General features: G+C 52.8%; 24 protein-coding genes. 9 read left to right on the top strand and 15 right to left on the bottom strand.

The genetic code is table 11. The features are described from left to right. Positions 1 to 81: 81 nt before the first annotated feature. Positions 82 to 972 carry a nickel/cobalt efflux protein RcnA gene (locus G4551_RS19145; protein WP_003840982.1) on the top strand — a complete coding sequence of 297 codons (891 nt, stop codon included), beginning with the start codon at positions 82 to 84 and terminating at the stop codon, positions 970 to 972. 44 nt (positions 973 to 1,016) lie between these two features. Here G4551_RS19145 and G4551_RS19150 read toward each other — a convergent pair whose 3' ends face one another. The 7 genes from G4551_RS19150 to G4551_RS19180 all read right to left on the bottom strand — a co-directional run bounded on the left by G4551_RS19150 (position 1,017) and on the right by G4551_RS19180 (position 9,520). Further along, complete coding sequence (locus G4551_RS19150) at positions 1,017 to 2,399, bottom strand: amidohydrolase family protein (protein ID WP_003840983.1); 1,383 nt, start codon at positions 2,397 to 2,399, stop codon at positions 1,017 to 1,019. A gap of 12 nt (positions 2,400 to 2,411) precedes the next feature. Beyond that, a complete protein-coding gene (locus G4551_RS19155; protein WP_003840985.1) occupies positions 2,412 to 3,362 on the bottom strand; it encodes a carbamate kinase family protein in 951 nt (316 codons plus the stop codon). Positions 3,363 to 3,388: 26 nt separating this feature from the next. After that, entirely contained in the window at positions 3,389 to 4,939 is a 1,551-nt protein-coding gene (locus G4551_RS19160; protein WP_003840986.1) for a hypothetical protein, read from the bottom strand. 117 nt (positions 4,940 to 5,056) lie between these two features. Then, positions 5,057 to 6,475, bottom strand: coding sequence for a YlbE family protein (locus G4551_RS19165; RefSeq protein WP_003033887.1), 1,419 nt, complete (start codon positions 6,473 to 6,475; stop codon positions 5,057 to 5,059). Continuing rightward, on the bottom strand, positions 6,475 to 8,022 hold the full coding sequence (fdrA, locus tag G4551_RS19170; protein WP_003840988.1) for an acyl-CoA synthetase FdrA: 1,548 nt from the start codon (positions 8,020 to 8,022) through the stop codon (positions 6,475 to 6,477). Before fdrA ends, G4551_RS19165 begins: the two co-directional genes overlap by 1 nt. Then, on the bottom strand, positions 8,000 to 8,788 hold the full coding sequence (locus tag G4551_RS19175) for an oxamate carbamoyltransferase subunit AllH family protein (protein ID WP_003840990.1): 789 nt from the start codon (positions 8,786 to 8,788) through the stop codon (positions 8,000 to 8,002). The genes fdrA and G4551_RS19175 overlap by 23 nt, the downstream gene beginning before the upstream one ends. Positions 8,789 to 8,914: 126 nt before the next feature. Next, complete coding sequence (locus tag G4551_RS19180; RefSeq protein ID WP_003033877.1) at positions 8,915 to 9,520, bottom strand: ankyrin repeat domain-containing protein; 606 nt, start codon at positions 9,518 to 9,520, stop codon at positions 8,915 to 8,917. 390 nt (positions 9,521 to 9,910) lie between these two features. On the opposite strand from G4551_RS19180, the gene G4551_RS19185 reads away from it, so the two are divergent. Further along, positions 9,911 to 10,840: a LysR substrate-binding domain-containing protein gene (locus G4551_RS19185; RefSeq protein WP_003033874.1), complete on the top strand. Its 930-nt coding sequence runs from the start codon at positions 9,911 to 9,913 to the stop codon at positions 10,838 to 10,840. A gap of 42 nt (positions 10,841 to 10,882) precedes the next feature. Here G4551_RS19185 and G4551_RS19190 read toward each other — a convergent pair whose 3' ends face one another. The 6 genes from G4551_RS19190 to pgaA form a co-directional block, all read right to left on the bottom strand. Beyond that, the gene (locus G4551_RS19190; protein ID WP_003033869.1) at positions 10,883 to 11,155 is read right to left on the bottom strand and encodes a GNAT family N-acetyltransferase; all 273 of its coding nucleotides are present in this window, start codon (positions 11,153 to 11,155) and stop codon (positions 10,883 to 10,885) included. Between the two features lie 11 nt (positions 11,156 to 11,166). Next, a complete protein-coding gene (gene yjdI, locus G4551_RS19195) occupies positions 11,167 to 11,397 on the bottom strand; it encodes a 4Fe-4S mono-cluster protein YjdI (protein WP_003033864.1) in 231 nt (76 codons plus the stop codon). A gap of 82 nt (positions 11,398 to 11,479) precedes the next feature. Then, entirely contained in the window at positions 11,480 to 11,986 is a 507-nt protein-coding gene (gene pgaD / locus G4551_RS19200; RefSeq protein ID WP_003840995.1) for a poly-beta-1,6-N-acetyl-D-glucosamine biosynthesis protein PgaD, read from the bottom strand. After that, positions 11,983 to 13,317: a poly-beta-1,6-N-acetyl-D-glucosamine synthase gene (pgaC, locus tag G4551_RS19205; RefSeq protein ID WP_003033859.1), complete on the bottom strand. Its 1,335-nt coding sequence runs from the start codon at positions 13,315 to 13,317 to the stop codon at positions 11,983 to 11,985. Before pgaC ends, pgaD begins: the two co-directional genes overlap by 4 nt. After that, positions 13,314 to 15,335: a poly-beta-1,6-N-acetyl-D-glucosamine N-deacetylase PgaB gene (gene pgaB, locus G4551_RS19210; RefSeq protein WP_003840997.1), complete on the bottom strand. Its 2,022-nt coding sequence runs from the start codon at positions 15,333 to 15,335 to the stop codon at positions 13,314 to 13,316. Before pgaB ends, pgaC begins: the two co-directional genes overlap by 4 nt. Positions 15,336 to 15,344: 9 nt before the next feature. Then, positions 15,345 to 17,807: a poly-beta-1,6 N-acetyl-D-glucosamine export porin PgaA gene (gene pgaA, locus G4551_RS19215; RefSeq protein ID WP_003840999.1), complete on the bottom strand. Its 2,463-nt coding sequence runs from the start codon at positions 17,805 to 17,807 to the stop codon at positions 15,345 to 15,347. A gap of 816 nt (positions 17,808 to 18,623) precedes the next feature. Between pgaA and G4551_RS19220 the strand changes: the two genes are divergently transcribed. The 7 genes from G4551_RS19220 (at position 18,624) to arsA (ending at position 23,319) form a co-directional block, all read left to right on the top strand. Further along, positions 18,624 to 19,160, top strand: coding sequence for a GNAT family N-acetyltransferase (locus G4551_RS19220; protein ID WP_003841001.1), 537 nt, complete (start codon positions 18,624 to 18,626; stop codon positions 19,158 to 19,160). 18 nt (positions 19,161 to 19,178) lie between these two features. Beyond that, on the top strand, positions 19,179 to 19,325 hold the full coding sequence (locus tag G4551_RS19225; RefSeq protein ID WP_003841003.1) for a hypothetical protein: 147 nt from the start codon (positions 19,179 to 19,181) through the stop codon (positions 19,323 to 19,325). 185 nt (positions 19,326 to 19,510) lie between these two features. After that, positions 19,511 to 19,834 carry an ArsR/SmtB family transcription factor gene (locus G4551_RS19230; protein ID WP_003841005.1) on the top strand — a complete coding sequence of 108 codons (324 nt, stop codon included), beginning with the start codon at positions 19,511 to 19,513 and terminating at the stop codon, positions 19,832 to 19,834. A gap of 1 nt (position 19,835) precedes the next feature. After that, the gene (gene arsH, locus G4551_RS19235; RefSeq protein WP_003841007.1) at positions 19,836 to 20,549 is read left to right on the top strand and encodes an arsenical resistance protein ArsH; all 714 of its coding nucleotides are present in this window, start codon (positions 19,836 to 19,838) and stop codon (positions 20,547 to 20,549) included. Positions 20,550 to 20,557: 8 nt separating this feature from the next. Further along, positions 20,558 to 21,103 (top strand): sigma-70 family RNA polymerase sigma factor, encoded by a 546-nt coding sequence (locus G4551_RS19240; protein ID WP_032941175.1) that lies wholly within the window; start codon positions 20,558 to 20,560, stop codon positions 21,101 to 21,103. Positions 21,104 to 21,178: 75 nt separating this feature from the next. Then, on the top strand, positions 21,179 to 21,541 hold the full coding sequence (locus tag G4551_RS19245; protein ID WP_003841010.1) for an arsenic metallochaperone ArsD family protein: 363 nt from the start codon (positions 21,179 to 21,181) through the stop codon (positions 21,539 to 21,541). 20 nt (positions 21,542 to 21,561) lie between these two features. After that, entirely contained in the window at positions 21,562 to 23,319 is a 1,758-nt protein-coding gene (gene arsA / locus G4551_RS19250; protein ID WP_032941174.1) for an arsenical pump-driving ATPase, read from the top strand. Between the two features lie 30 nt (positions 23,320 to 23,349). On the opposite strand, the gene arsC is transcribed toward arsA, so the two are convergent. Both arsC and arsB read right to left on the bottom strand, forming a co-directional pair. Beyond that, positions 23,350 to 23,775, bottom strand: coding sequence for a glutaredoxin-dependent arsenate reductase (gene arsC / locus G4551_RS19255; protein WP_003841014.1), 426 nt, complete (start codon positions 23,773 to 23,775; stop codon positions 23,350 to 23,352). A gap of 12 nt (positions 23,776 to 23,787) precedes the next feature. Then, entirely contained in the window at positions 23,788 to 25,077 is a 1,290-nt protein-coding gene (arsB, locus tag G4551_RS19260; protein ID WP_003841016.1) for an arsenite efflux transporter membrane subunit ArsB, read from the bottom strand. Between the last annotated feature and the right edge of the window lie 11 nt (positions 25,078 to 25,088).

Here is a 25,088-nt window from a genome sequence, read left to right on the forward strand (position 1 = left end):
ATCGACATTCTACTGGGGGGTAGTATTTGATACTGGGGGGGAGTAGAATCAGGCGAAATTAAACAACTAAGAATCATTCTCATGGGTGAGTTTTCTACGCTTCTTCAGCAAGGCAACGCCTGGTTTTTCATTCCCAGCGCGATTCTATTAGGTGTGTTGCACGGTCTGGAACCAGGGCATTCCAAGACGATGATGGCGGCCTTTATTATTGCTATTAAGGGGACCATCAAACAGGCGGTGATGCTGGGGCTGGCAGCAACGCTGTCGCATACCGCCGTAGTATGGCTGATTGCGCTCGGTGGGATGTATATCAGCAAAGCGTTTACCGCCCAGGCCGTTGAGCCCTGGCTGCAATTTGTCTCGGCGATAATTATTCTCGGGACCGCATTCTGGATGTTCTGGCGAACCTGGCAGGGAGAGCAGAACTGGCTGGCCCAGACGCATCACGACCACGATCACGGACATCACCACCACCATGTTCATGACGACTATCACCACCATCATCATGATCACGATGACGATCATCACCATCATCATGACCACGATCATAACCATGCCGCGTTAGCAGGGCTGAGCGAGGGTTCGAAAGAGTATCAGGATGCCCACGAACGGGCGCATGCCACCGATATTCAGCGCCGCTTTGCGGGCAAAGAGGTCACCAACGGCCAAATATTACTGTTCGGTCTGACCGGTGGGCTGATCCCGTGCCCAGCTGCCATTACGGTGCTGCTGATATGCATCCAGCTCAAAGCCTTCACGCTGGGCGCCACCATGGTGCTGTGCTTCAGCCTCGGGCTGGCGCTGACACTGGTAACGGTGGGCGTGGGTGCGGCAATCAGCGTGCAGCAGGCGGCCAAGCGTTGGAGCGGATTTAACACACTGGCACGCAAAGCGCCCTATTTTTCCAGCGTGCTCATTGCAATGGTCGGCTTATATATGGGGATTCACGGCTATATGGGGATCGTCGGTTAATATATGGGAGCGCAGCAGCGATAGCCGCTGCGCGGAAAACCAAACTAGCTTGCGACATTCCCCCACACCTGTTGCCCTTTATGGAAGGTCGCAGTGCGTGGGGAGATTCGCGCGACCGCTTCCGCTGAGCATGAGGCATCTACCAGCACAAAGCTGGCTTCATCCTGCGCTTTCGGCCAGACGCGCTCACCTTTATCGTTAAGCGGCAGCACATCACCGGTAGCGAGGAACAGCGCCCGCGACAGGTTGAGTTCATTCGGGCGAATATAGAGCTGCGCGTACAGATTCGCCTTCTCCAGCATGTCTCCCAGGCCGTACGGCGACCAGTGGTCAATCACGCTGTCGGTCCCGGTAATCACTTCCACGCCTTTGTCGCGCAGCTGTTTTAGCGGCATGTGCATCGTGCCAATCGGCACCGTCGAGGCAATGGTAATCTGCTGCGCCGCCATGCGGGTTGCGAGTTCATCCACCTGCTGTTCGTTCAGCGTAGACAGCGCAAACGCGTGGCTGATGGTCAGTTTGCCCTTTAACTGCAGCGTTTTCTCCACCGTTTCTACCATGTAATTCACCGCCGCCACGCCCGCCGGACTGGTTTCATGCAGATGGATATCCACGCCTTTGTTGTAATCGAGCGCAATCTGGAACATGGTATCGAGTGATTTTTCCATCGCCCCATCCACGCTGGCTGGGTCCAGACCGCCGACATAATGCGCTCCCGCCTGCATCGCTTCACGCATTAGCGGTTCAGATTTTGATAACAGCAGACCATGCTGTGGAAATGCCACAATTTCGCAGGCAAAACCCGGCTGGCGACGCGCCAGCACCGCCTGCAGGTTCTCCAGGTTTTTCAGTCCGGAAACCGGTTCTATGTTGCAGTGGCTGCGGGCAATCGAGGTACCTTTTGATTGCAGCAGATCGATCAGCTTTTCCGCGCGCTCCTGGGTGTAAGGCTGGAGTTCAGGCAGCAGCTTTTGTTCCAGGCGGATCATATCCTGAATGGTGGTGCCCGCCGGACGGTTCAGCGAACGCCAGGGACCGCCGTAAAAGGTTTTATCCAGATGGATATGCATGTCGCGCATGGCGGGCAGCATCAGCTTTCCACCCGCATCGTAGTGCGGCAGCGTCGCATCCGGATGCTGCTTATTCTCGCGCAGCGCAACTATTTTCCCGTCCTGGATTTCAACGGTTTGCAGCGCGGTACGGGTGTGCACCACCACTGAGCTTTCGTAATCAAACCCCGCTTCCAGCAGGACGTTATCCAGGTAATAGTGCTTATCGTTAATCGTCATTGTGCTCTTCGACCCGCAGGTGTTCCCGACAGAATTAGCAGCATACGCGACCGGGGCGACTGCGCCAAACAGCGCGGCAGCAGTGACCATTTTTCCGCTCTGGCTTAAAAATTCACGGCGGCTGTTACTTTCCTTCATTCGCATCTCCTCTCAGGAATGGACAATATGGGTGCCCGTTTCGCCGCGCAGTGCGGCGGGCAGGCATTCCGGCGTGGTGATGATCACTCGTTTACCGCCATGCTCCAGAAACGCCAGGCTGGCAACAATCTTGGGTAACATGCTGCCCGGCGGGAAATGTCCCTCCTGCATGTAACGGGTCATCGTGGCGACATCCACCGTATCCAGCGCCTGCTGGTTAGGTTTGCCAAAATGAATACAGACCTGCTCGACGCCGGTGGTGATCACCAGAATGTCGGCACGGATTTCCTGTGCCAGCAACGCCGTGGAGAGATCTTTATCAATCACCGCATCCACGCTCTGGTAATCCCCCTGATTGCTACGCACCACCGGGATGCCACCACCACCCGCACCAATCACTACAAACCCCTGCTGGGTCAGCGTTTTGATCGCCTCTGCTTCAACAATACGTTTTGGTTCAGGGGAAGCCACAACCCGGCGGTAGCCACGCCCCGAATCCTCAACAAAGCGCCAGCCTGGATTGACCCGTAGCAACTCATCGCGCTGCGCTGCACTAAAGAACGCCCCGATAGGCTTGGTCGGGTTAGCAAAACCGGGATCGTTTTTGTCGACCTCCACCTGCGTGACCACCGTGACCGCCTTCTGCTCGCCGCGTCGTGCCAGACGGTTGTTCAGCGCCTGTTGGATCAAATAGCCGATGCCCCCCTGCGTATCGGCGACGCAGTTTGCCAGCGGGGTAAGCGGCAACCCTTCACGCTCATGCGCGATTTCCGCACGTCGGAGATCCAGCCCCACCTGCGGCCCGTTACCGTGCGTCAGCACAATGTTGTAGTCCGATGCCAACATCTCCAGCACCGTATCCGCCACCGCCTTCACCGCTTCAGCCTGGTGCTCAATCGACTGGCTGGCGTTATCTTTGATAATGCTGTTGCCGCCAATGGCAACGACCACAAGTTCTTTCATAGTGTTATCTTCCGCTTACAGGCGATTCAGGTCGTTTTCGTCGGTTCCTGCTCAGGCGCAGTCACCGCTTCACGGCTATCAAGAACATGCTTGAGGACAAACATGCCGCTCATCATCAGGTAGGCCACAACAAACATCATCGAGCTGCCCTCAGCAAAGCCAACTGCCGGGGAGTGGATCACGCCAAACAGCGATAACAGTGCCCCAAAGGCTGCGGCAATCGCCCCGCGCAGCGGCTTATTCATAATGGCGAAGATAGCGACGCAGCCCCACAGCATGCTGGCCAGCGGCGCACCGCTTCCCAGATGCACCAGTCCGTCGTAATAGACACCTTTGCTGTGCAGTAAGTCGCTACCCAGTTTCCCCGCGGATGTTCCGGCGGCGCCCATCACGCTGTTAACGATGGTCAATGCCCAGTTAGCGATCCACGGGAACAGGCAGATGAAGATGACAGGAACCTCGACTTTGGGCGTTTCTCGCACCACCTGGTTGGCGGTCACCACACCGATAAACACCAGAATCGGCACTATCGCAGTCATCGGAATAATGGCGAGCATAAACGCGCCCAGGCCAAACAGCGGTACCAGGAACATGGTGATGCCTGAAGCGAGGGTATAGCCGATGCTGGCGCCCATCGCTTTCCAGCCCGCATGCCCAACATACACGGTCACCGGGAACGGGTTGCCCAGCATGCAGCCAAGCATGGAGGCAAAGCCGTTCGCCATCATCACCTTGCGGGTGTTGTACTCATCCCCCGCCGCGTGCGCACTTTCAATGTTCTCAAGGTCGAAAATGTAGTTCGCCAGACCCAGAGGAACCGCAGAAGCCAGATACGGCAGTGCATGCGGCAAACCTTGCAGGAAGCTGTCGACATGAATTTCCGGCGGGTTGAAGCCAAAGGAAGACATCGACGCTTTAATGGCTTCCGGGCTTTGTAAACCGGAGATCCACGCCAGGGCCGTACCGGCAATCAGCAGCAGCAAGCCGGTAGGAATGCGGGCAAAAATCGGCTTCTTACCGAACCAGTTAATGAAGATCAGCAACAGGACGATGAAGGAGACGGTTGGCGCTTCGAATGCCTGCAGCATCGGGTTCATCGCCAGCAGCAACAGTCCCAGGCCGGACAGACAAGAAAGCAGTACCGTACGTGGAATCATCTTGCGGATGGTCTCGCCCAGGAAGGAGCCGCCGACCAGGATCAACGCTTCGACAAAGCACCACACCAGGGCTATCTGGATAGCAAAGTTGGCATCTTTGGTTTGCTGATAAACCGGCATCAGTACCAGGAAGGTTACGGTAAAGATTGACGGTGCGCTCGGTCCGGACGGCAGCGCCGTCACATCTTTACGCCCGGTGTGTTTTGCCATCTGCAGGCCAAACCAGGCGTAGCAGACGCTGGCCACCAGCACCGCCAGACCAAAGGCAGGCGCAATGCGACCATAGACAATTTCGGTAGGGATCCCGACGACAAAAATGAGCAGCCCCATCATTGTCAGCAGGTTAGTCAGGTTGTTGGTCATCAGCCCAAAGTAAGCTGCCCAGTCACCACGTTTCCATTCTAGTTTTATGCTGTTCATGGAATATCCTTAACAGGTTAAGCATCGTTTGCGATCGCGGAGATCGCCCAGCCCTGCAGGTAAGCAACGTTTTTCGCTTCGCTACTGTGGGGCTAACCGCGTTAGCCCCGATTGTTGTTATTGGCAGTAGCGGTCGCGCCAGTTGAGGATCGCCTTTTCAAAACAGGCGAACGGCGGGTGGACTATTCCGGCGCCGATCATGCCGATCCCCGCATCTTTGTGCGCAATTGCGGTGTTAATCACCGGCAGAATGCCGGTGCTGCCCACGCGCGTAATATCGATAGCGGTCGGTACGCCCATAAAACCAAGCAGCGGAATGGTGACGTTGGGGTTTTCGCCGAGAGTGATTTCACGCATCTGGCGAGAGAAATCAACGGCCTCTTCGACCGTACCCCCCACCAGTGCCACGATGGCCGGCGCCGTCGCCATGGCGAAACCGCCAATGCCGTAGGTTTCGGTGATCGCGCTATCGCCAATATCACGTCCGGAATCTTCCGGCTTGTAGCCCGCAAACATCGGGCCAATCACCTGCTGCGCCGGACCGGTAAACCACTGACCCGGTAAGCCGCTGATGCGCAGACCGAACTCAACGCCGTTTCGCGCCATCGTCGTCACCACGGTGCTGTATTCAATGCCGTGGGCGGCGTCCATTGCGGCTTTACACATCGCCATCCAGGTCGGCCCGGAGAAGTAATCGCTGCTGAGGACGAACTCGAACACCTCACGCTGCTGCTCAACCGGATAACCGGTCTGAATAATCCACGGCGTCAGCGCCTGAATCAGCAGCGCCGTCCCGGCGTTGTTACGGTTATGGCACTCATCGCCCATGTGTAGCGCCTGCGCCAACATCAGGCGCAGATCGATTTCGCCCGCCAGCTTCATGGCGTCGCGCAGCATCGGTCCCAGCACATCACGCATCCAGTTCAGACGATCAATAACGCTCTGATCGTTCGCGCCCATACGCAGGATCTTCGCCATCTGCTCGCTCATATTGGTATATGCGCGGTTGCCGTAGGTTTTGTTCTCAACGATGTGCATAAACATCGACGCTGACGTCACACCCGCCATCGAGCCAACGCAGTCATGCTCGTGACATGGTGAGAAGATAATTTCACCCGAGGCGGCCAGTTCGGCAGCTTCATCCAGATCTTTCGCCAGTCCTTCAAACACCAGCGCCCCGGTTACCGCGCCCTTCATTGCACCGCACATTTTTTCCCAGCGGATTGGCGGCCCGGCGTGCAGGATGGTGTTGCGGGTCATCCCCGGCACGACATTGATTGCCTGGTCATAGCCAATCAGCACCGGATGCGACTGAATAATACGTTCCAGCGCCTGCTGGTTAGCGGCAGCGATTTTGTCTGCCAGCGGCGAATCGGCAATCTCGTCCAGTGCAGCAACCACCTGCATGTTGCCCTGGCCCGGCGGCGTCCAGTCGAGTTGGGTCACCGGAACGTTCTGCTTTTTCAGGTCATCGCTGAACATCGCGATACCGACATTAATCACATTCAGCGGCTGGTTAAACAGTGTCTGGCTCATCAGGCTTCCTCCCCTTTACAGATAAATTCACGCGCCAGCAATCCGGTGTTGGTGCTACTGCTCGCCCAGATAACGCCCGCATCAGTCAGCATCTGACATTGTTTTTCCAGCGACGGCGTATCAAGATCGGTTCCCAGCACATAGCCGAGAATCTCAAGCGGACGACCGTCTGAGGCGGCGATCGCTTTGGCTTCAACGATCGCGTCGAGCATCACGCCAACTGGATCTTCATGCGATCCAAAACCAAGGACGAAGTCCATCACGATCACGCCGACTTCAGGATCGCGCGCTTCCTGCAACAGACGACTAATGCGGTTGGTGGGATCGATCATCGGGTGCGGTTTACCGTTGGTAAAATCGTCATCACCGAAATCGAGGAAGGTATGCGCCACGCTGCGGTTGATATCTTGCAGGCGGAACGCCGGATCCGGATGAATGTTGCTGTAAACTTCGGCATGTTTTTCCATGGCAGCAAACATCGCCTCATCGCACAACGTGCCACCGCAGAACAAGCCACGGATGTACTTTTGTTGCGGGGTCAGACGGGCGCGAACCTCTTCAATCAGCGGCCAGTTGAGCGGATGCAGATCCAGGCTCTCTTTTTTCACGCCGGTCAGCAGTACCGCTTTCAACGCCGCCTCTTTAGTACCGCGGGCAAACTGTAGGCCTTTTTCATCCGCAGGCGCGGCTTCACGTCCGAGGAAACACACCACCACGGGCTTATGACAGGCGCGCGCACGTTCCAGCACCTTGCGCGCCACCGCTGGCGCAGGAGGTTTGGAGATAAGCGCGATGATCTCAGTTTGCGGATCGGCCTCCAGCATGCCAATCGCGTCAAGCATCATCAGGCCGCCAATCTTCTCACTCAGATCGCGTCCACCGGTGCCAATCAGTTGAGAAATTCCGCCGCCAAACTCGTGAATGCGTACGCTCAGCTCCTGGCTACCGGTACCGGACGCACCAATAATTCCGATGTTGCCGCGACGCACTGCGTTGCCAAAACACAGCGCCGCGCCGTTAATGATGGCGGTTCCGCAGTCTGGCCCCATCATCAACAGTCCTTTTTCGTGCGCCAGTTGCTTAAGCGTCAGCTCGTCTTCAAGAGAGACGTTGTCAGAGAACAACATCACGTTGAGGTTATTTTGCAGCGCCTGACGCGCTTCACGCGCGGCAAACAGGCCATTGACCGAGATCACCGCCAGGTTGCTGTCGGGAACGTGCTTCTTCGCGCTGGCGAGCGTGGCATAGCGCGCTTCGTGCTGGCCACCCTGCTCTTTATGCGTAAACAGATCGTCAATCGCCACCAGCGTTTGCGCGTTTGCTTCGTCGCTCGCGCCTTTAATGACAATCATCAGATCGCCACTCTTCGCCTCTTCCAGCTCAGGCGTGAGCAGGCCGAGATTCTTCAGCACGCCCTTATTCATTTCTGTCGCCATAGCCACGAACGCCTGCTCAACACCATCGAGCTTATTTGCGCGCGTGGAGATAGACATCAGTGAGACAGAATCAAAATACGTGTTCTTTTTAACAACTATCCTGATCGACATAATTCCCTCCGGACCTGTGGCTCAGGGCGCAGGCATCCGCCATGCCATACAGCATGTCGCAGCCAGAACTTGAGCCAATATTTTTAATGTCAGTAATATATTGCGTAGAAACGGGTTGTTGCTCAGTAATAAATTGGTTCAGCAGCCGTCCAACGCTTTCCCGATAACGCTGATGAAAAGCTTCCTCTAACGTTATTTTGCTGAGTAGCGTCGTATTATTTCCGGCATATTGTAAAGCTGCTAAAAAATCTTCACGATATTTCCTCAGCGGATGTCCGGGAATAAATAGAATAGTGCTTAGGCCCACTAAATAATCATCCGATGAGGGCGTCAGACCAATCCCCAGACCAATTAAATGGCTGACCGCTGTAGAGATATTTTCTCCTGTACGCAACGCCGTCAGTAATGTTTGTCGGCGGTTGTGTAATTGACGGGTGATTTCCTGAAAAAACGGATTGTCACCCTGATACAGAAATAATGTGTCGTCGCTTCTTAGCTGTTGGCGGATAACCTCTTCCCAATGCTGCCAGCCGACTGCGGCAAGACTTGCTGCATCAGATGTCCACCGTGGTATTCGCCACAGCAGGCAACCGGCGGTTTCTATCCATTTATCATTGCCAACAACTATTCCCGACCCGCTAAAATTGACCAGCTCACCGGGATGAAACAGGTCTTCACAATGCGTCAGCGCCAGCCGACAGCTGTTAGGTGCGTTATCACAATCTTCACTCAGTAACGTCAGCAACCGCTGCTGTTCAGGTATCAACAGGTTTACCGCGTGGGAAAAAACCTGTTCAACCCGCCCCGTTCCCCGGAAAGTGAGAAACGCGCTGTCTGCGGTTAGCGCCCGTACGCATCGCCGTGATGGCGTAGCGATAATGGCGCTCCTGTGTCAGGCTCCGGCCGCAATCAGCAGCTCGGCAATTTCGTGGTACCCTTTCTCTCGCGCCAGTTCCAGCGGGGTTTTACCGTATTTATCCGTCATGTGCGGATTTGCGCCATGGTCGAGCAGCAGCTTAACGATCTCCTGCTGCTTCGCGCCACCGTCATTAAGTACGATGGCTTCCAGGAGCGGCGTCCAGCCAACAAAATTAGTATGGTTGACATTGATATCGGTACGCAGCAGCAGCTCACGCACGATCTCAACATGGCCTTTTTCGCTGGCTGGCGTAATACCGACACCGCCAAAACGGCTCAGACAATTAAGGTCAGGGTTAGCCGGTAATACCGTACGCAACAGCGTTAAATCATTCGTCAAGCAGCTAATCAGGAAGGGGTTAAAACAAGTTTGATCTTGTTTATTAATATCGGCACCCTCAGCAATCAATAAAGAAACACAGTCATAATGTTTATTCAGGCTGGCAATAATAATGGCAGTACGCCCCTGGCGGTTAGTGGCATTAATATCCACATTTTTTGCCAGACAGGATTTTAATCCATCGGCATTGCCCTGTTCTGCCGCCAGCAGAAATTCAGTAATGAGTTCTTTCTCTGACATAATCGCTCTCCTGCAGTTTTTTAGACTTTTTAAATATCCGATAACCTGAGAATAGCAACAGAGTGCAGAGAATAACATCCGCTTAAATTTCATTCATCGTAAGCGCATCGATTATTGAATCAATTTTAACAATGAGAACAAAACGTGCTGTAGTGCAATCTTTCCCTTATGGCTGGGACCCTTTTAGCCACTAATCAGTAGTCCGGTGAATCAGGCGGTATGCTGCACGGATAGCGGCCTGCAATTAAAATACAGAAGTGTGATTGCCTTCAAATCAAATGTAAAACTAGTGTTAAATTTTGTTCAAAACTGATTGCTCTGTATAAGGATTACAAATACATTCAACAATCATCGTGTTGCGGATGCGCATTGTCGCCGGAGGGGAGAAAGATGAATTCAATATTTACCGAGGAAAACCTGCTGGCGTTTACGATGGCAGCCCGCTACAGCAGCTTTAGCAAGGCGGCTGAAGAGCTTGGCTTAACCACATCTGCAATTAGTTACACCATTAAGCGCATGGAAATGGGTCTCGACGTGGTGCTGTTTACCCGCAGTACTCGCAGCATTGAACTGACCGAGTCCGGGCGCTACCTGTTTCGCAAGGCGACCGACCTGCTCAACGATTTCCACGCCATCAAGCGCAGCATTGATACCATCGCTCAGGGCATTGAAGCCCGGGTACGCATCTGCATTAACCAGCTGTTGTATACCCCTCAACATACAGCGCGGCTGCTGCAGGTACTCAAGAAACAGTTTCCAACCTGCCAGATAACCGTCACCACCGAGGTGTATAACGGCGTCTGGGATTCGATCATCAACAACCTGGCTAATATCGCCATTGGCGCGCCCGATACGTTACTGGATGGCGGCGGAATTGATTACACCGAGATCGGCGCGATCCGTTGGTCGTTTGCGATTGCCCCGGATCATCCCCTCGCCTTTATGCCGGAACCCATTTCTGAGAGCCAGTTACGCCTGTACCCGAACATCATGGTGGAAGACACCGCACACACCATCAACAAGAAGGTCGGCTGGCTGTTACACGGACAGGAGTCGATTCTGGTTCCCGATTTTAATACCAAGTGCCAGTGCCAGATCCTGGGTGAAGGCATCGGTTTTCTGCCGGACTACATGGTGCGCGAGGCGATGGAAAAGTCGTTGCTGGTGACGCGGCAGATCCACAACCCGCGTCAGGATTCACGAATGCTGTTGGCCACCCAGCATTCGGCAACCGGTCGTGTAACTCAGTGGATTAAAAAAGAGTTTGGGCCACAAGGGATACTGACGGGGATTTATCAGGATCTGCTGCATCGGGAGTGATGAACCGGATGGCTGTTATACCTTCCGGTACACATAAGATGATCAGGCGCGGATATCGTCGTACTCGCGGGTTTTATCAAATTCATGTTTGGCAAACGGGCACAGCGGAATAACTTTGCGGTTTTCAGCGCGCATCTTCTCTACCACTTTCGCCACCAGCTGTTTGCCGACGCCCTGACCTTTCAGGCTGGGGTCGACATCGGTATGTTCAATGATGCTCAGATGCTCGCCCGTCGGCACAAATACAATCTCGGCAACCTGGTTGCCCTCAGCATCATTGACATAAAACTTGTTGTGGCCTGCAAGAATTTCCATGGTCCCCTCACTCATTTCTGGCGATATTTCAGCGCACCGCTCGGACAGGTATCGATGACCTTGATGACCGTCTCGACATCCACTTCATCCGGAATGATCCACGGTTTACGTTTCAGGTTAAACAGTTTCGCGCTTCCCCGCACGCAATTGCCCGAATGCTGACATATCGCCGTGTTGAAATAGACGTCAATCTTCTCGCCGGTATAGGCCCGGTAACCTGCATCCAGTAGTTCCTTATCCACGACATTGCCTCACATTTTTTTATTGTCTGGGTCTAATCATAGACCTATGCGAGGCTGAAGGAAGCTGCTGAAAGCAGAAATATCACTCGGGCCTTTTCTGCAACAACGGCTGCTGCTCTGGTGGCAAATACTCCAGCATCGCAGGCGTTGGCGGCGGGAGGCGGTTATCGGCAATATCCCTATCCACATCGATATGACTGATTTCGCCATTCTCATGATGGTGGACCGTCAGCACCCTCGCCTTGTTCAGTTCCGTAACCAGCTCCCGGGTAATACGCAAACTTTCTGCCAGCTCATGGTCTTCCAGCCCGGGTCTGCGACTGCGGCGTTCCACCCGAAAACGAAACTGGTTGTACTTAGCCCAGCCAATCAGCACCAGGCCGTTGACCAGGGCGACAAGGATATAAAACGTGACCGTATCCAGCGTGGTGAAAAAGGGTCGCACCCCCATATACGGTGAATGCGCCAGGGCCGTGATCAACCCTTTATAGATCAGGTATAAGAAACCAACCCAGGCGATGAGCGTCAACAACACATCGATAATGCGAGGCAGCAGACGCCGCTCCGTAAAGATCAGTGGCTGATTCACGATTCGATCCTCCCAATTCCACGGTCAGGACTCACCCAACGCGCTCTGCCGCGTTTGCGTTTGAGCATCACTTTCGGGAACGCGACCAGTGTGGTGAACAGGCTTAGCATCCAGTACACCACCGGGAACCAGATAATCCAGAACAACGAGGCGCCAATGCCTTTTTCATAACGTCGTTCAATCATCAGGCTCACCGCAAACTGCAGCAAGCACACCACGCCGAGGATAAGTCCGGTAAAGGCTGGCGGGAACAGATGCTGCACATACAGCGAGTCCGGCATCGGGATCATCAGCCCTAACAGGAACAGCACGATACTGATCGCATAGGCAAACGACCAGGCGGTAGAAAAACAAAACTCAAGAAACAGCGGCCACATGCGACGGAACTCCCACGACCACAGACGACGCATGTTAACGATAAACACCTCTGCACCACCCTGCGCCCAGCGCAAACGCTGCTTCCACAACCCTTTTAACGTTTCAGGCATCAGGATCCAACACAGTGCGCGCGGCTCAAAGAATACCGACCAGTGGCGCAATTGCAGCTTCCAACTGATATCGATATCTTCAGTGATCATGTCCGGGCTCCAGTAACCGACCTCGGCCAGCGCGCGACGACGAAACGCCGCAACTACGCCTGAAACGGTAAAGATCTGCCCATAGACTCGTTGAGTACGCTTAATTAAGCCGATAATGGAAGAGAACTCACCGACCTGCACACGGCCGATTAACGTAGAGCGGGTTCGAATACGCGGATTCCCCGTCACCGCACCAACGCGCGGGAACTGGATCAGTGGAGCCACAATATAGGCAACGGCATCACGATCCAGTAACGCATCGCCATCAATGCACACCAGGTAATCGCTGCGCGCCGCGGCCGCACCGGTCTTGAGCGCCAGCGCTTTGCCCTGGTTTTCAGCCAGATGAATCACCCGCAGGCTGGGGTATTCCACTGCCAGTTGTTCCAGCACGTCGTGAGTGTCATCCGTTGAACCATCGTTGATGGCAATCACTTCGATATTCTTATATCGCTGTGCCAGTGCGGCCTCAATGGTTTCACGCGCGTTGATCCCTTCGTTAAAACAGGGGATCAGAATGGAAACCAGTGGATTCCCCGGCAGGGTCGGTGGTGGCGTGTCATCTCCCCATTTCCAGTGACGTTCACGGTAAAACCAGAAATAGACTCCGCCGCTTATCCACAAAGCAGACATGAACAAAGGCCAGAAGAAGACGAAGTTCAACATCACTTCACCTGTAAAGATGACAGCCACGCCAAACGGCAGGCTGAACATCAGGCAAAGTATCAGGAAAGCAATAATGCGATCGGTCATTTTTGCGGATACCAGTATGAGGAGAACGTCGAGCGAATCTCTGACATCTCAGGTTTGTCGCTGATGAAATCATCCGGGTAATAGCCGTAGTTACCTGCACCGCTTAATTTCAGCTGGCGCATCCATTCGGCTATTTGTTTTCCGCTGATTTCAGCCTGATCCCCGGATTTACGCCAGTCTCGTGCCTGCAGTTCAAACACGGTTTTATCCAGCGCCCCAGGGTTTTGTGCAACGGCATTCACCAGTCGGTCAAGCCATGCGTTGGCATCATTGGCCGGGATCTGTTCCATGAATGGCATCGCCATCGGCGCCGTCCAGTCATAGGTATTGAGGAAATCATTCAGGTTTTGTGCAAACCAGGCTTCACTTTCAGGCTCCAGTACCGGCATGGCGTAAATATTGCGCGCAGTTTGCACCTGTGGACCGCGAATATTACGCACAGACTGGGTCAGCTGTTTGGTGAAGTCGATCAGCATCTTACTTTTCAGGCGCGTCCAGCGCTCGAACGCCTGAGGATTATTACGTATTTGCTCGATACTGCCCGGAAGCCCTGCGGCACGGTAGGCGGCTAACGCATCCGGTGACGCATCTTCAAAGTCCGTCAGGAAAGCATCGTCATGAAACAAAATACCTTTGAAGCTGGCGTGTTTCGCCAGGTCTTCATAGATTTCAGTGATGCGCTGACGCGCTTCGCTGCTCCAGGGTGAAAGGCGGACATAGTTCTCGTGATTGATAGCAGTACGTCCCGTTTTCGGATCCCATGCGGTTACGCGTGGAATAGACGCGTCGAGATCGAAAGCCAGAACCGGCATCCAGGCATATACCGTCACCCCTGCCCGCGTTTGTAGTTGCCAGGAGATATAGTTAAAGAGATCGGCACGCATCGGCAGCCAGCGGTTGGGGAAATAGACCTCACGAATATTCCCGTCGCCTTGCGGATCGGCGTACGCCTGCAGGAAGACATGAGAAATACGCATGTCATAAACGCGCTGGATCAGCTTATCGATATTTCGCTTCTGCTGAGCAGGGTCCTTGTCATATACGTAATCCAGATCGACATGCATCACGCGCATCGTCTGTGGCTCACGGACCTGAGCGACCTGACTGGCAAAGCGCTTAAGGGATGGGTTATCAGAGATCAGCACGCGCGGAATATCATCGAGAAACGCGGCATTCGCCAACCCTTCATTAAGCGTAAAGGCCATCTTATAGCCATGCTCTTTGGCCAGGTTTAACGTCGTGCCGTTGGCTGCGCCGTACGGCCATACCCACGCGCGCGGCGATTTCCCTGTCACCGATTTTATCTTGTTAGTGATCAGAGAAATATCCGTGTTTATACGTCGCGTGTACTGTTCGTCCGTTTCGTAAGTGCCGGTTTTCTTATCATACAGGCGGTTCGCTACAGCTGGCTCTTTACTCCCCTGTGGATTGGCCTCAGCGCCAAAGTGCGAGTTCCAGGTGTGCGCACCGACTTCCACCAACGGCGATTTCCCCATTTCTTCGACCATTTTCCAGGTCGCGAATTTATCTCGCGCTGTCATTAAGCCGCCAAAATCGACTTTTTTGTTGGCTGGCGCATCAACCCAACTGCCTACTGGCGCCCAGAGCGCAGGCCAGTTGTAGGCTTTCAGCAATGGCCAGACGCGGGTATAAAAACTGCTATACCCGTCATCAAAGGTGAGTAATACCGCTTTTTCCGGCAGTACAATTTTACCGTCATGGGCATCCAGAATTTGCTGCACGCTGATCGGCTGATAGCCATTATCACGCAGCCAGGCCATTTGGTCGCTCAACGCGCTGGTACGCACGGAGAGGTAACGCTGGTCGGCAGCACCATCTTCAACATCGTGATAACCCAGTACCAGGAAACTATTTTTCGGCCACTGATGATCCGCCGTCAGCGGTGTTCTCTCCCCAGGAGGAACATAGCGAGGCGTTGTATTGTGCGCGCTGCTGCACGCGGTAATCATCAACCAGCCAGCGATTAATGCGCTAAGCCACAGGCATCTTTTCAGCATGAACAATCCTTAAAACCTGACATTTAAATCGAAAGCGAGGGAGATATTCCGCTCACGTTTACCGTCATAGGGGCGTTTATCCCAAATCAGCATCACCCCGCCATCTACGACGTTGTTCCATTTAAGCCGTTGTCCGTATCCTACCTGGACGATAGCGCCTGCATCTTCACCTTGCTGCCAGTAGCCACCTACGCCTGCCAGACCTTGCTGCGTCCAGACGGTATCATAGTGGCGGTAAAGAACCTGCTCTGCGCTCAGGCCAGGGACAACCGAAAAATCACTCTTCGGGTTGTAATACGGCACATTCTCTTTGGTGTTGGTGCTCCCGCCAATGCCCGGCGTAAAGTCCAGCGTGAAGCGAGGCGTGGTCCAGATGCGCTCTTTTCCGCTGAGTCCGTATTCGATGCGATCGTTACCGTCTGAGAAATGTGATGCAGCAAACGACAGTTGATATTCACGTCGTTCGTTTTGATACCAGCGAACGAACATATCGCCGCCGTTGGCATACACACCGCTACGCAGCGCGCGCAATGGCGTATTACGCGACAAGCGCTCGGCCGAACCGCCTACGCGCCAGTTGTCATTAAAGTCATGCCAGCCGGATAGACGCCCACCAATCTTCTGACCATCGCCATAATTTCGGCCAGACACTTCCATTTCCGCCCAGTAATCACGGGAAGTCCATTCTGCACCCGCCGCCAGATCGCGGCTGATGCCCTTCCCTTCCTCAAATTCACCGGTAGCGAAGTTGAATCCAGTAAACAGTCGCCAGTTGTCATTAATCGGCGGACTGTAAATAGCCGTGTTGATGTTGAAGTCATTCTTACCGCTGACCGGGCTATCGGACGAGATCCCCTGCGTGCCGCTAATGCGCACTTCCGACATTTTGTGGACATCACGAATACGCGCGAGGCGCAGCGTCGCTTCATCATCCGGGCTACGGGCAATAACGTCATCCGTCAGTTCATCGACCTGCTTCCATTCCTGGAGATCCAGCGCAACGTAAGCCTGCTGACGCTCCAGCTCCAGGTTGCTTGGCTCAATCACTTCCGCCAGCTTAAGCTCTTTCTCCGCCGCATGCGGCAATCCACGCGCTTCAAGCACAGAGGCATAGGAAATGCGCAGTCCCTGGTTACCGGAGCCTGTTCGTGCCAGATGCTCTGCGAGCTTTTCTGCCTCTGGCAGTTCATTGGCAGCGATATGATATTGCGTCAGCAGCGACTGTCCGAGCAGCCAGTTATCGTTAGGCTGCGGCGTTGGCGAGCCATAGATACGCCGCAGATACGGACTTTCTTTGATCAAATCATCGACTTGTTTTTTGGCAGCATCGAAGTTTTCATTATCAATGTGTGCATAGAACAGATCTTGTTGATCCTCTGGACTGAGCGGCGTCACCGGAATAGGCCCATTCGGGTAGTAGATGCTCGCCAACATCGCTTCGGTTTTTTCCGGCTGACGCTCGCTTAACCATGCTGATGCCACCCAACGTTTTGCGTAGTTTGGTACTTCGCCGCTTGCGGAAAGGGACTCATATTCCTCGATCACTTCGGCAGTACGTTTACGCACCAATAGGGCACCCATACGGTCTATTCTCGCCCGGCGGACATCATTCTGCGCAGACGGCTCATCTTTCCAGGCCGCCAACAACTGGTCATAACGGGCCAGCGCTTTATCTGCTACGATAAAACGTTCTTCTTCATTACGTGCGGACGTATAAGAGGATCGGACCATTTCAGCCGCCGCATCAAGCTCAAGGCGACGCTTCACCGGATCTGCCGTGGGTACGACTTCCGCCATATTTAAGGCTGGTCCGGAAACACGGTTCGCTGACAGCGCAGACAGCAGCGTGGATTTTGCATTTTTGTTGCCAGGATCGACGTCATCCGCCTGGCTGGCAACCAACAGCGCGTCCCAGTTTTTCCCCTGAGAGTGATAGACATAGGCAAGTAGCGCATCGGAATCAGCCCCCGGATGCGCCTGAGCCCATTTATTCGCTTCGGTAAGGGCTTGCTGATTGTAGCGCGCATCTGCCAGCGTCATTATCCAGCCGGTGCGTACATCCACGTTATCAGGTTCTTCCTGTAAAACGCGTTCCCACACCGCCAATGAATCATTCCAGTTTTTCTGGTTACGATACGCACGCGCTGCGGCGACTTTTCCCCGTGCAGGCACATCCATCTGACCACGATACCGCTGCCAGATTTCAATTGTTGTTTTATCGTTGTTCTCAACCCAACTAGAAACTTGCAGCCAGTCGGCAACCTGGTTTGGCGTTAGCGCGCTTTTCTTTCCCTGATCCTCAAGGTAGCGCAATAGCGGCGCACTATTCCCCCCCCGCGCTTCAATAACCAAAGCATCATAATCAGATACCGCAGCAGAGATTTGCATAGGGAAAAGAATGCTGGCCGTAAATAAACAGCTTACGGACTTAAAACGTTTAATGAAGTTGGCATGTCGACGCATACTGAACATATCTGCCCTTATATCTTACATCAGAGTAAAAATAAGCGTTTTCAATAAGTTAAGGTCAATCCCTGACGATTGCCGACCATGTAAGATGCACTGCCGCTTATTTCGTAATAGGGTTATAAAGCAATTAATTCTTTCGTCTTATTGACTACCCGCACCGCGTCCTCTAATCGTTGAGCAGGAGGCATAAACTCGGGAATTTTATCACTCCATGTAGTTCATGGCTACGTAATAAGAAAAGTCTTAGTCAAAAAAGTATTTTAGACTAAATAATCCTAATACTCTTGGGATTGAATTCTGGATTTAAACAAAGTTTGCCCGGTGACATAATGTGACGATGCTTACTATTGCTGGTTAGCATAGCTACACCGCGCAACTGTTTGCATGGTAACTATTTTGAGAGATGAATAGAGAAAAATCTGATAATAGGCTCTCTGCTAACAACAAAATATAACTTAATTTTTAGGGCTCAAACAGGGCCAATGAAATGAAAATAAGAGTACAGGCGCAAGAAGAATTAGATACAGAAACAACACATTGAAATCAAATAACTTTCTTCATCATTTTTCGAAACCTACCATAATTGGTATTTGGATACACGCTCGAAGACGTGCACGAATAATTGTGTATTACTCTGCGCGTTAATGTATTTACCAACCTTGCGTATTATTGACAACATCAACCACAATCAATTATTTCCCCTTACAATATGAAAGCCTATTAGCATTGCAAGCAACTGTTCGAAGCATAATTTTTTGCACTTACCTTCCCCTCAGTCTTTCAGATAATCTGGGCAAAGACGCCAATGGGAGCCGGTCAATGAAAATCGTTAACGCAGAAGAAAAGCACATCCCCGCCATACGCGATATTTATGCACATCATGTTCTTCACGGTACCGGCAGCTTTGAAACCGACCCGCCGGATGCTCACCAGATGTTTGCTCGTCTGGAAAAAATCCGCAGCCTCGGGCTGCCGTGGGTCGTCGCGCTACAGGAAGGTAAGGTCATCGGGTATTGCTACCTCACCCGCTATCGCGAGCGTTATGCCTACCGCTATACCCTTGAGGATTCGATTTATATTGCTCCAACGGCTCAGCGTCAGGGTGTAGGAAAAGCTTTACTGCGTCATGTGATCGGCTGGGCTGAAGCACAGGGCTATCGGCAACTGATTGCCATCGTCGGCGACAGCAATAATCAGGGATCGTTAAAAGTCCATCAGCAGGCCGGATTTACGGAAATCGGCACACTGAAAAACATTGGCTTCAAACATGGACTATGGCTCGACACGGTATTGCTACAACGTAATCTGGGTGAAGGTAACAGCACACTGCCACCGGATTTCGGTGTCGCTATTTAACATTGTTGGTACGATTTGATGATGCGTGCGACGCTGGAAGACTGGTTGGATAACCTGAAACGTAAGGCACCTGAAGATTTGGGCTTGTGGCTGGTTGGACGGCAGGAGGAAAACATATCCCTCACGCAAATGATGGATGAATATCTGCTATTTACCGGCCACTAATATCAGTTCCGATCTGTGCCTAACCGTTTTACTCCTGGGAAAAAAAGCAGAGCTACTCCCCACATTTTCTCAATGATGCTCCCCCTTTATCCAAAATGTTCAGGGGCAAGGCCCATTCACTATTGGTATTTATTGGAAGATACAGTATATTTCTATAATTCCGGAAATATAGAAATGAGATACAAATGGAGCTTTCGAAAGCAGCAGAAACCCTGAAAGAGCTGGGTCATCCTACGCGCCTATGCGTGTACAGAGAGTTGGTTAAAGCCGGGCATGAAGGGCTACCGGTTGGCGAACTGCAGAAGCGGCTCGAAATCCCTGCCTCTACGCTGAGCCATCATCTTTCCTCGCTGATATCAGTCTCTCTGGTACACCAGGAGCGCCAGGGCAGAACGCTCTTTTGCCACGCCCGATATGAAAACCTTGAGGCTCTGATTACCTTCCTGACAGAAGAATGCTGCTCAGGGACTAACAACTGCCTCACCCTGCCCCAGAAGACGGAGAAATAAAATGACAGGTGATCTTAAGAATGTTGATTCGGGTTTGTTCGACACCTCAATCACAGAGGCAAGATTCGGTGTTCCTGCCGTTCCCCATCAGCCGCGAATCCTCATGCTATACGGCTCTGTACGTGAGCGCTCTTATAGCCGATTGGCAACGGAAGAAGCGGCAAGGTTACTAACAGCCATGGGCGCAGAGGTTCGGATCTTCAATCCCTCAGGATTGCCTCTTCCTGATGATGCGCCTGACTCGCATCCTAAAGTCATGGAACTGCGCGAGCTGGTTCGTTGGTCCGAAGGGATGGTGTGGTGTTCCCCTGAACGCCATGGTGCGATGACCGGCATTATGAAAGCCCAGATTGATTGGATACCGTTAGCAGAAGGCGCTGTTCGCCCTTCGCAGGGTAAGACATTGGCCGTTATGCAGGTCTGCGGTGGCTCTCAGTCCTTCAATGCCGTTAACCAGATGCGTATTCTTGGCCGCTGGATGCGGATGATCACCATCCCAAATCAGTCCTCAGTGGCAAAAGCCTGGCAGGAGTTTGATGAAGATGGTCGAATGAAACCGTCGTCTTATTACGACCGCATCGTGGATGTAATGGAAGAACTGGTGAAATTTACTCTGCTGACCCGAGGTAACTCAGCCTATCTCGTTGATCGCTACAGCGAACGAAAAGAGTCTGCAGAAGAACTTTCCCGGCGGGTTAATCAGAGCAAAATTTGAGGGCTGGTATGAGTGATATAACAGCATTCAACAACTGCATGAGCGTGTTCTGGCGACAACATGAAGCCGAACTATCTCGCTTTTTGACATCGAAGACAGGTGATAGCGAAAAAGCAGCAGACCTTCTACAAGAGCTATTCCTGCGTGCCCGCGCTCATTCAGACAGTTTCTGCAAGATGGATAATCCGCGAGCCTGGCTGTATCGGGCGGCGAAGAATCTGCTGATTGATGAGTACCGCACCACCAGGGAATTCGTTGAGCTGGAAGAAGATGCCCCATTAACTGATGCATCCCCTGATGCAATCTCAACGCTGGATATTTGCCTGCCTGAAACATTGCAGGCATTACCTGAAGATGAGCGGTGGTTGATTGAAGAATCCGACCTTAACCGGCGTCCCCAGCAGTCCCTGGCCGATGAACTGGGAATCACGCTTACGGCGTTTAAATCCCGACTACTTCGGGCCAGAAAACACCTGAAAGAGATGATGACAAAACTTTGTCAGATTGAGGCGGATGACACTTCTTCCGTCTGCTGCCACAAAAAAATGAATTAATCGCGCATCTTTTCCCCACCACCTTCGTTTACCTCAGTGTAAAGCCAAATGACTAAACACTGAGGTAAACAGTCCATGTCAAAAATTGAGATCTTTGAAGCAGCAGGCTGCTGCGCAACCAGTAGCGTTGTAGTCAGTGACGAAGCCGTCAAATGGAACGCCAGCGCCGAATGGGCGAAAAAGAATGGCGTTGATATACAGCGCTACAGCCTTGCGAAGAACCCGCAGCAGTTCCTGAATTCGCCAGTCATTAAAGAGTTTCTGAACACATCAGGGATGGAGTCCCTCCCTGTCACCTTGCTCGACGGCAAACTCGTGATGGCAGGCAAACTCCCGACTCGTGAAGATATCGCCCGTTGGGCAGGTATTCCGCTTAGTCAGGACTGGAGTGAAGACAGCGCGCAACCACGCTGCTGCTGCATTCCACATATGCCTTAATTCCAGAGGAGCTATAACTGATGAATATGCCATTTTTAAAAGACATTCCCCCGTTCATCTTCTTCACTGGCAAAGGTGGCGTGGGTAAAACATCCCTGGCCTGTGCTACTGCGGTATGGCTGGCCGATCAGGGTAAGAGAACGCTTCTGGTGAGTACCGATCCGGCTTCCAATGTCGGCCAGGTATTTAGCCAGACTATAGGCCACCGAATCACAGATATCAGTACAGTAGAAAATCTTGCGGCGATGGAAGTTGACCCGATGGCTGCTGCACAAGCCTATCGTAACCGAGTGCTCGACCCGGTTCGCGGGCTGATGCCAGCCGAGGTGGTCAGCAGTATTGAAGAGCAGCTCTCTGGCTCATGCACCACGGAAATCGCGGCATTTGATGAGTTTACTGGTCTTCTTACTAACCATGAGTTGCGGGAAAATTATGACCATATCGTATTTGATACTGCGCCAACCGGTCATACCATCCGCATGCTTGAGTTGCCGGGAGCCTGGAGCGGTTATCTGGAAGCGAATCCCGATGCTGCCGCTAATCTCGGGCCTCTGGTAGGGCTGGAGAAACAACAGCACCAGTACTCAGATGCGGTTAAAGCGTTGTCTGATGCAGCACTCACGCGCTTAGTTTTGGTTGCACGTGCTCAGGCTTCAACGCTGAAAGAGGTATCCCATACGCACGATGAGCTGTCTGTTATCGGTTTGCAGCATCAGCACCTTGCCATCAATGGTGTACTGCCGCCGTTTGTGGGTGAAAAAGATCCACTGGGGCAAAGTATTCTGGCTCGGGAAGAAAAAGCACTACAGGCAATGCCTGATAATCTGGCTAATCTTCCCCGCTCGCAGCTGTATCTTAAGCCATTTAATCTGGTCGGTCTGGAAGCCCTGCGTGAGTTATTTACACAGAGCAAAGCCTCGCTGCCGCTCCCTGCGACAACGCAAAACACTCTGGATTTACCAAAACTTGCTTCACTGGTGGATGAACTCAGCCTGACAGGTAAAGGTCTGGTCATGACGATGGGTAAAGGCGGAGTGGGCAAAACGACTATTGCGGCATCAGTCGCGGTATCGCTGGCTAAACGCGGCCATAAAGTCCACCTGACCACATCCGATCCGGCAGCACATCTGTCTTACACGCTGGATGCCTCACTGCCAAATCTGCAGGTCAGCCGTATCGACCCGAAGGTAGAGACAGAACGTTATCGCCGTTTTGTACTGGAAAATCAGGGCAAAGGATTAGACGCTGAGGGGCTGGCGGTGCTGGAGGAAGATCTCCGCTCGCCATGTACTGAAGAGATCGCCGTCTTCCAGGCATTCTCGCGGATCATCAAAGAGGCAGACGACCATTTTGTCATTATGGACACCGCGCCAACGGGTCACACACTTCTGCTACTGGATGCAACAGGAGCCTATCACCGGGAAATGGTGCGCCAGATGGGGCAAACGCATGATCATGTGTTGACACCAATGATGCAATTGCAGGACCCGGAGAAGACGAAGGTGATTATCGTGACGCTTGCCGAAACGACACCTGTACTGGAAGCAGCTAACCTGCAGCAGGATCTGCGTCGAGCTGGCATCGAGCCGTGGGCATGGGTTGTTAATAACAGCCTGGCAGCTACTGAACCGTCTTCGCCTTTCCTGAAGACCAGGGCGAACCGCGAGCTGCCTCTCATCTCTAATGTGGAAGAGCAGTATGCAAAGCGTATTGCATTAACAGCGCTACAGAGCGAAGAGCCGGTTGGTATTGACCTGCTGGAAGAAATGACGAAGTAACAATAAAGGGGGCATTTGCCCCCTTTATCTTTATTTCAGTCTTTTACCTGCATCATCAACCACTTTTTCACCATCTTCCTTGGTGAAAGCCGCTTTCTGAGCATCTGGAAGGATATCCAGAACCACCTCCGAAGGACGGCAAAGTTTAGTTCCCAGTGGCGTCACTACAATCGGACGGTTAATCAGAATCGGATGTTGCAACATAAAGTCGATTAGCTGGTCGTCAGTAAATTTATCATCTGCAAGACCCAGTTCCTCATACGGTTCGACGTTCTTACGCAGCAAAGCCCGAACGGAAATGCCCATATCTGCAATGAGTTTGACCAACTCATCGCGTGACGGTGGATTTTCAAGGTAATGAATAACGGTCGGTTCATTACCGCTGTTGCGGATCATCTCCAGCGTATTACGCGACGTGCCGCAGGCCGGGTTGTGATAAATAGTGATGTTGCTCATATCAGTATCTCGTTACAAAGTGAAAGAGAGACGTAGCGCCAGCGCGGCCAGCGTTACAAACAGCACAGGCAGAGTCATGATAATCCCGGTGCGGAAATAATATCCCCAGGTAATGGTCATATTCTTCTGTGAAAGGACATGCAGCCAGAGCAGCGTTGCCAGGCTACCAATAGGTGTAATTTTCGGGCCCAGATCGCAGCCAATCACATTGGCGTAGATCATCGCCTCTTTAATAACGCCAGTTGCGGTGCTGCCATCAATAGAAAGAGCGCCAACCAGCACCGTAGGCATATTGTTCATGATGGAAGACAGGAAAGCCGTCAGGAAGCCAGTACCCAGCGTCGCAGCCCAGAGTCCTTTATCCGCCAGTACGTTCAGCACACCAGAAAGGTATTCGGTTAGCCCGGCGTTGCGCAGGCCGTAGACCACCAGGTACATCCCCAATGAGAAGATGACTATCTGCCATGGCGCACCGCGCAGCACTTTACCGGTGTTAATGGCATGGCCTCGTTTAGCTACCACAAACAGGATCACAGCGCCAACAGCCGCAATCGCGCTAACGGGAATACCGAGCGGCTCGAGGACAAAGAACCCTACCAGAAGAAGGATCAACACAATCCAGCCGGTTCTGAAGGTTGCCAGATCTTTAATCGCCTTTGCCGGTGCTTTCAGGAGAGCCAGGTCGTAAGTGGGCGGGATATCTTTGCGGAAGAACAGATGCAGCATCACCAGCGTGGCGATAATAGCGGCAATATCCACCGGCACCATTACCGACGCATACTCGGTGAAGCCCAGACCAAAGAAGTCCGCCGAGACGATATTCACCAGATTCGACACGATAAGCGGCAGGCTGGCCGTATCGGCAATAAACCCGGCGGCCATGACAAAGGCCAGGGTCGTGCCTTTACTGAAACCTAATGCCAGCAGCATGGCGATGACTATCGGCGTCAGAATCAGTGCCGCACCATCGTTGGCAAACAGTGCCGCCACCGCCGCACCGAGCAGAACAATATACGTAAAGAGCAAACGTCCACGACCGTTACCCCAGCGGGAAACGTGCAGCGCTGCCCATTCGAAAAAACCGGATTCATCGAGCAGCAGGCTGATAATAATTACGGCAATAAAGGTCGCCGTCGCGTTCCAGACGATATTCCACACCACCGGAATATCCCCCACATGCACAACGCCAGATATCAGAGCCAGTCCCGCGCCCAGCATTGCACTCCAGCCGATCCCTAATCCCTTTGGTTGCCAGATAACCAAAACAATGGTCAGGACAAAAATAGCGCCTGCCAGTAACATAAAACCTCCTG

It is taken from the genome of Citrobacter freundii ATCC 8090 = MTCC 1658 = NBRC 12681, from assembly GCF_011064845.1.
Classification (GTDB): domain Bacteria; phylum Pseudomonadota; class Gammaproteobacteria; order Enterobacterales; family Enterobacteriaceae; genus Citrobacter; species Citrobacter freundii.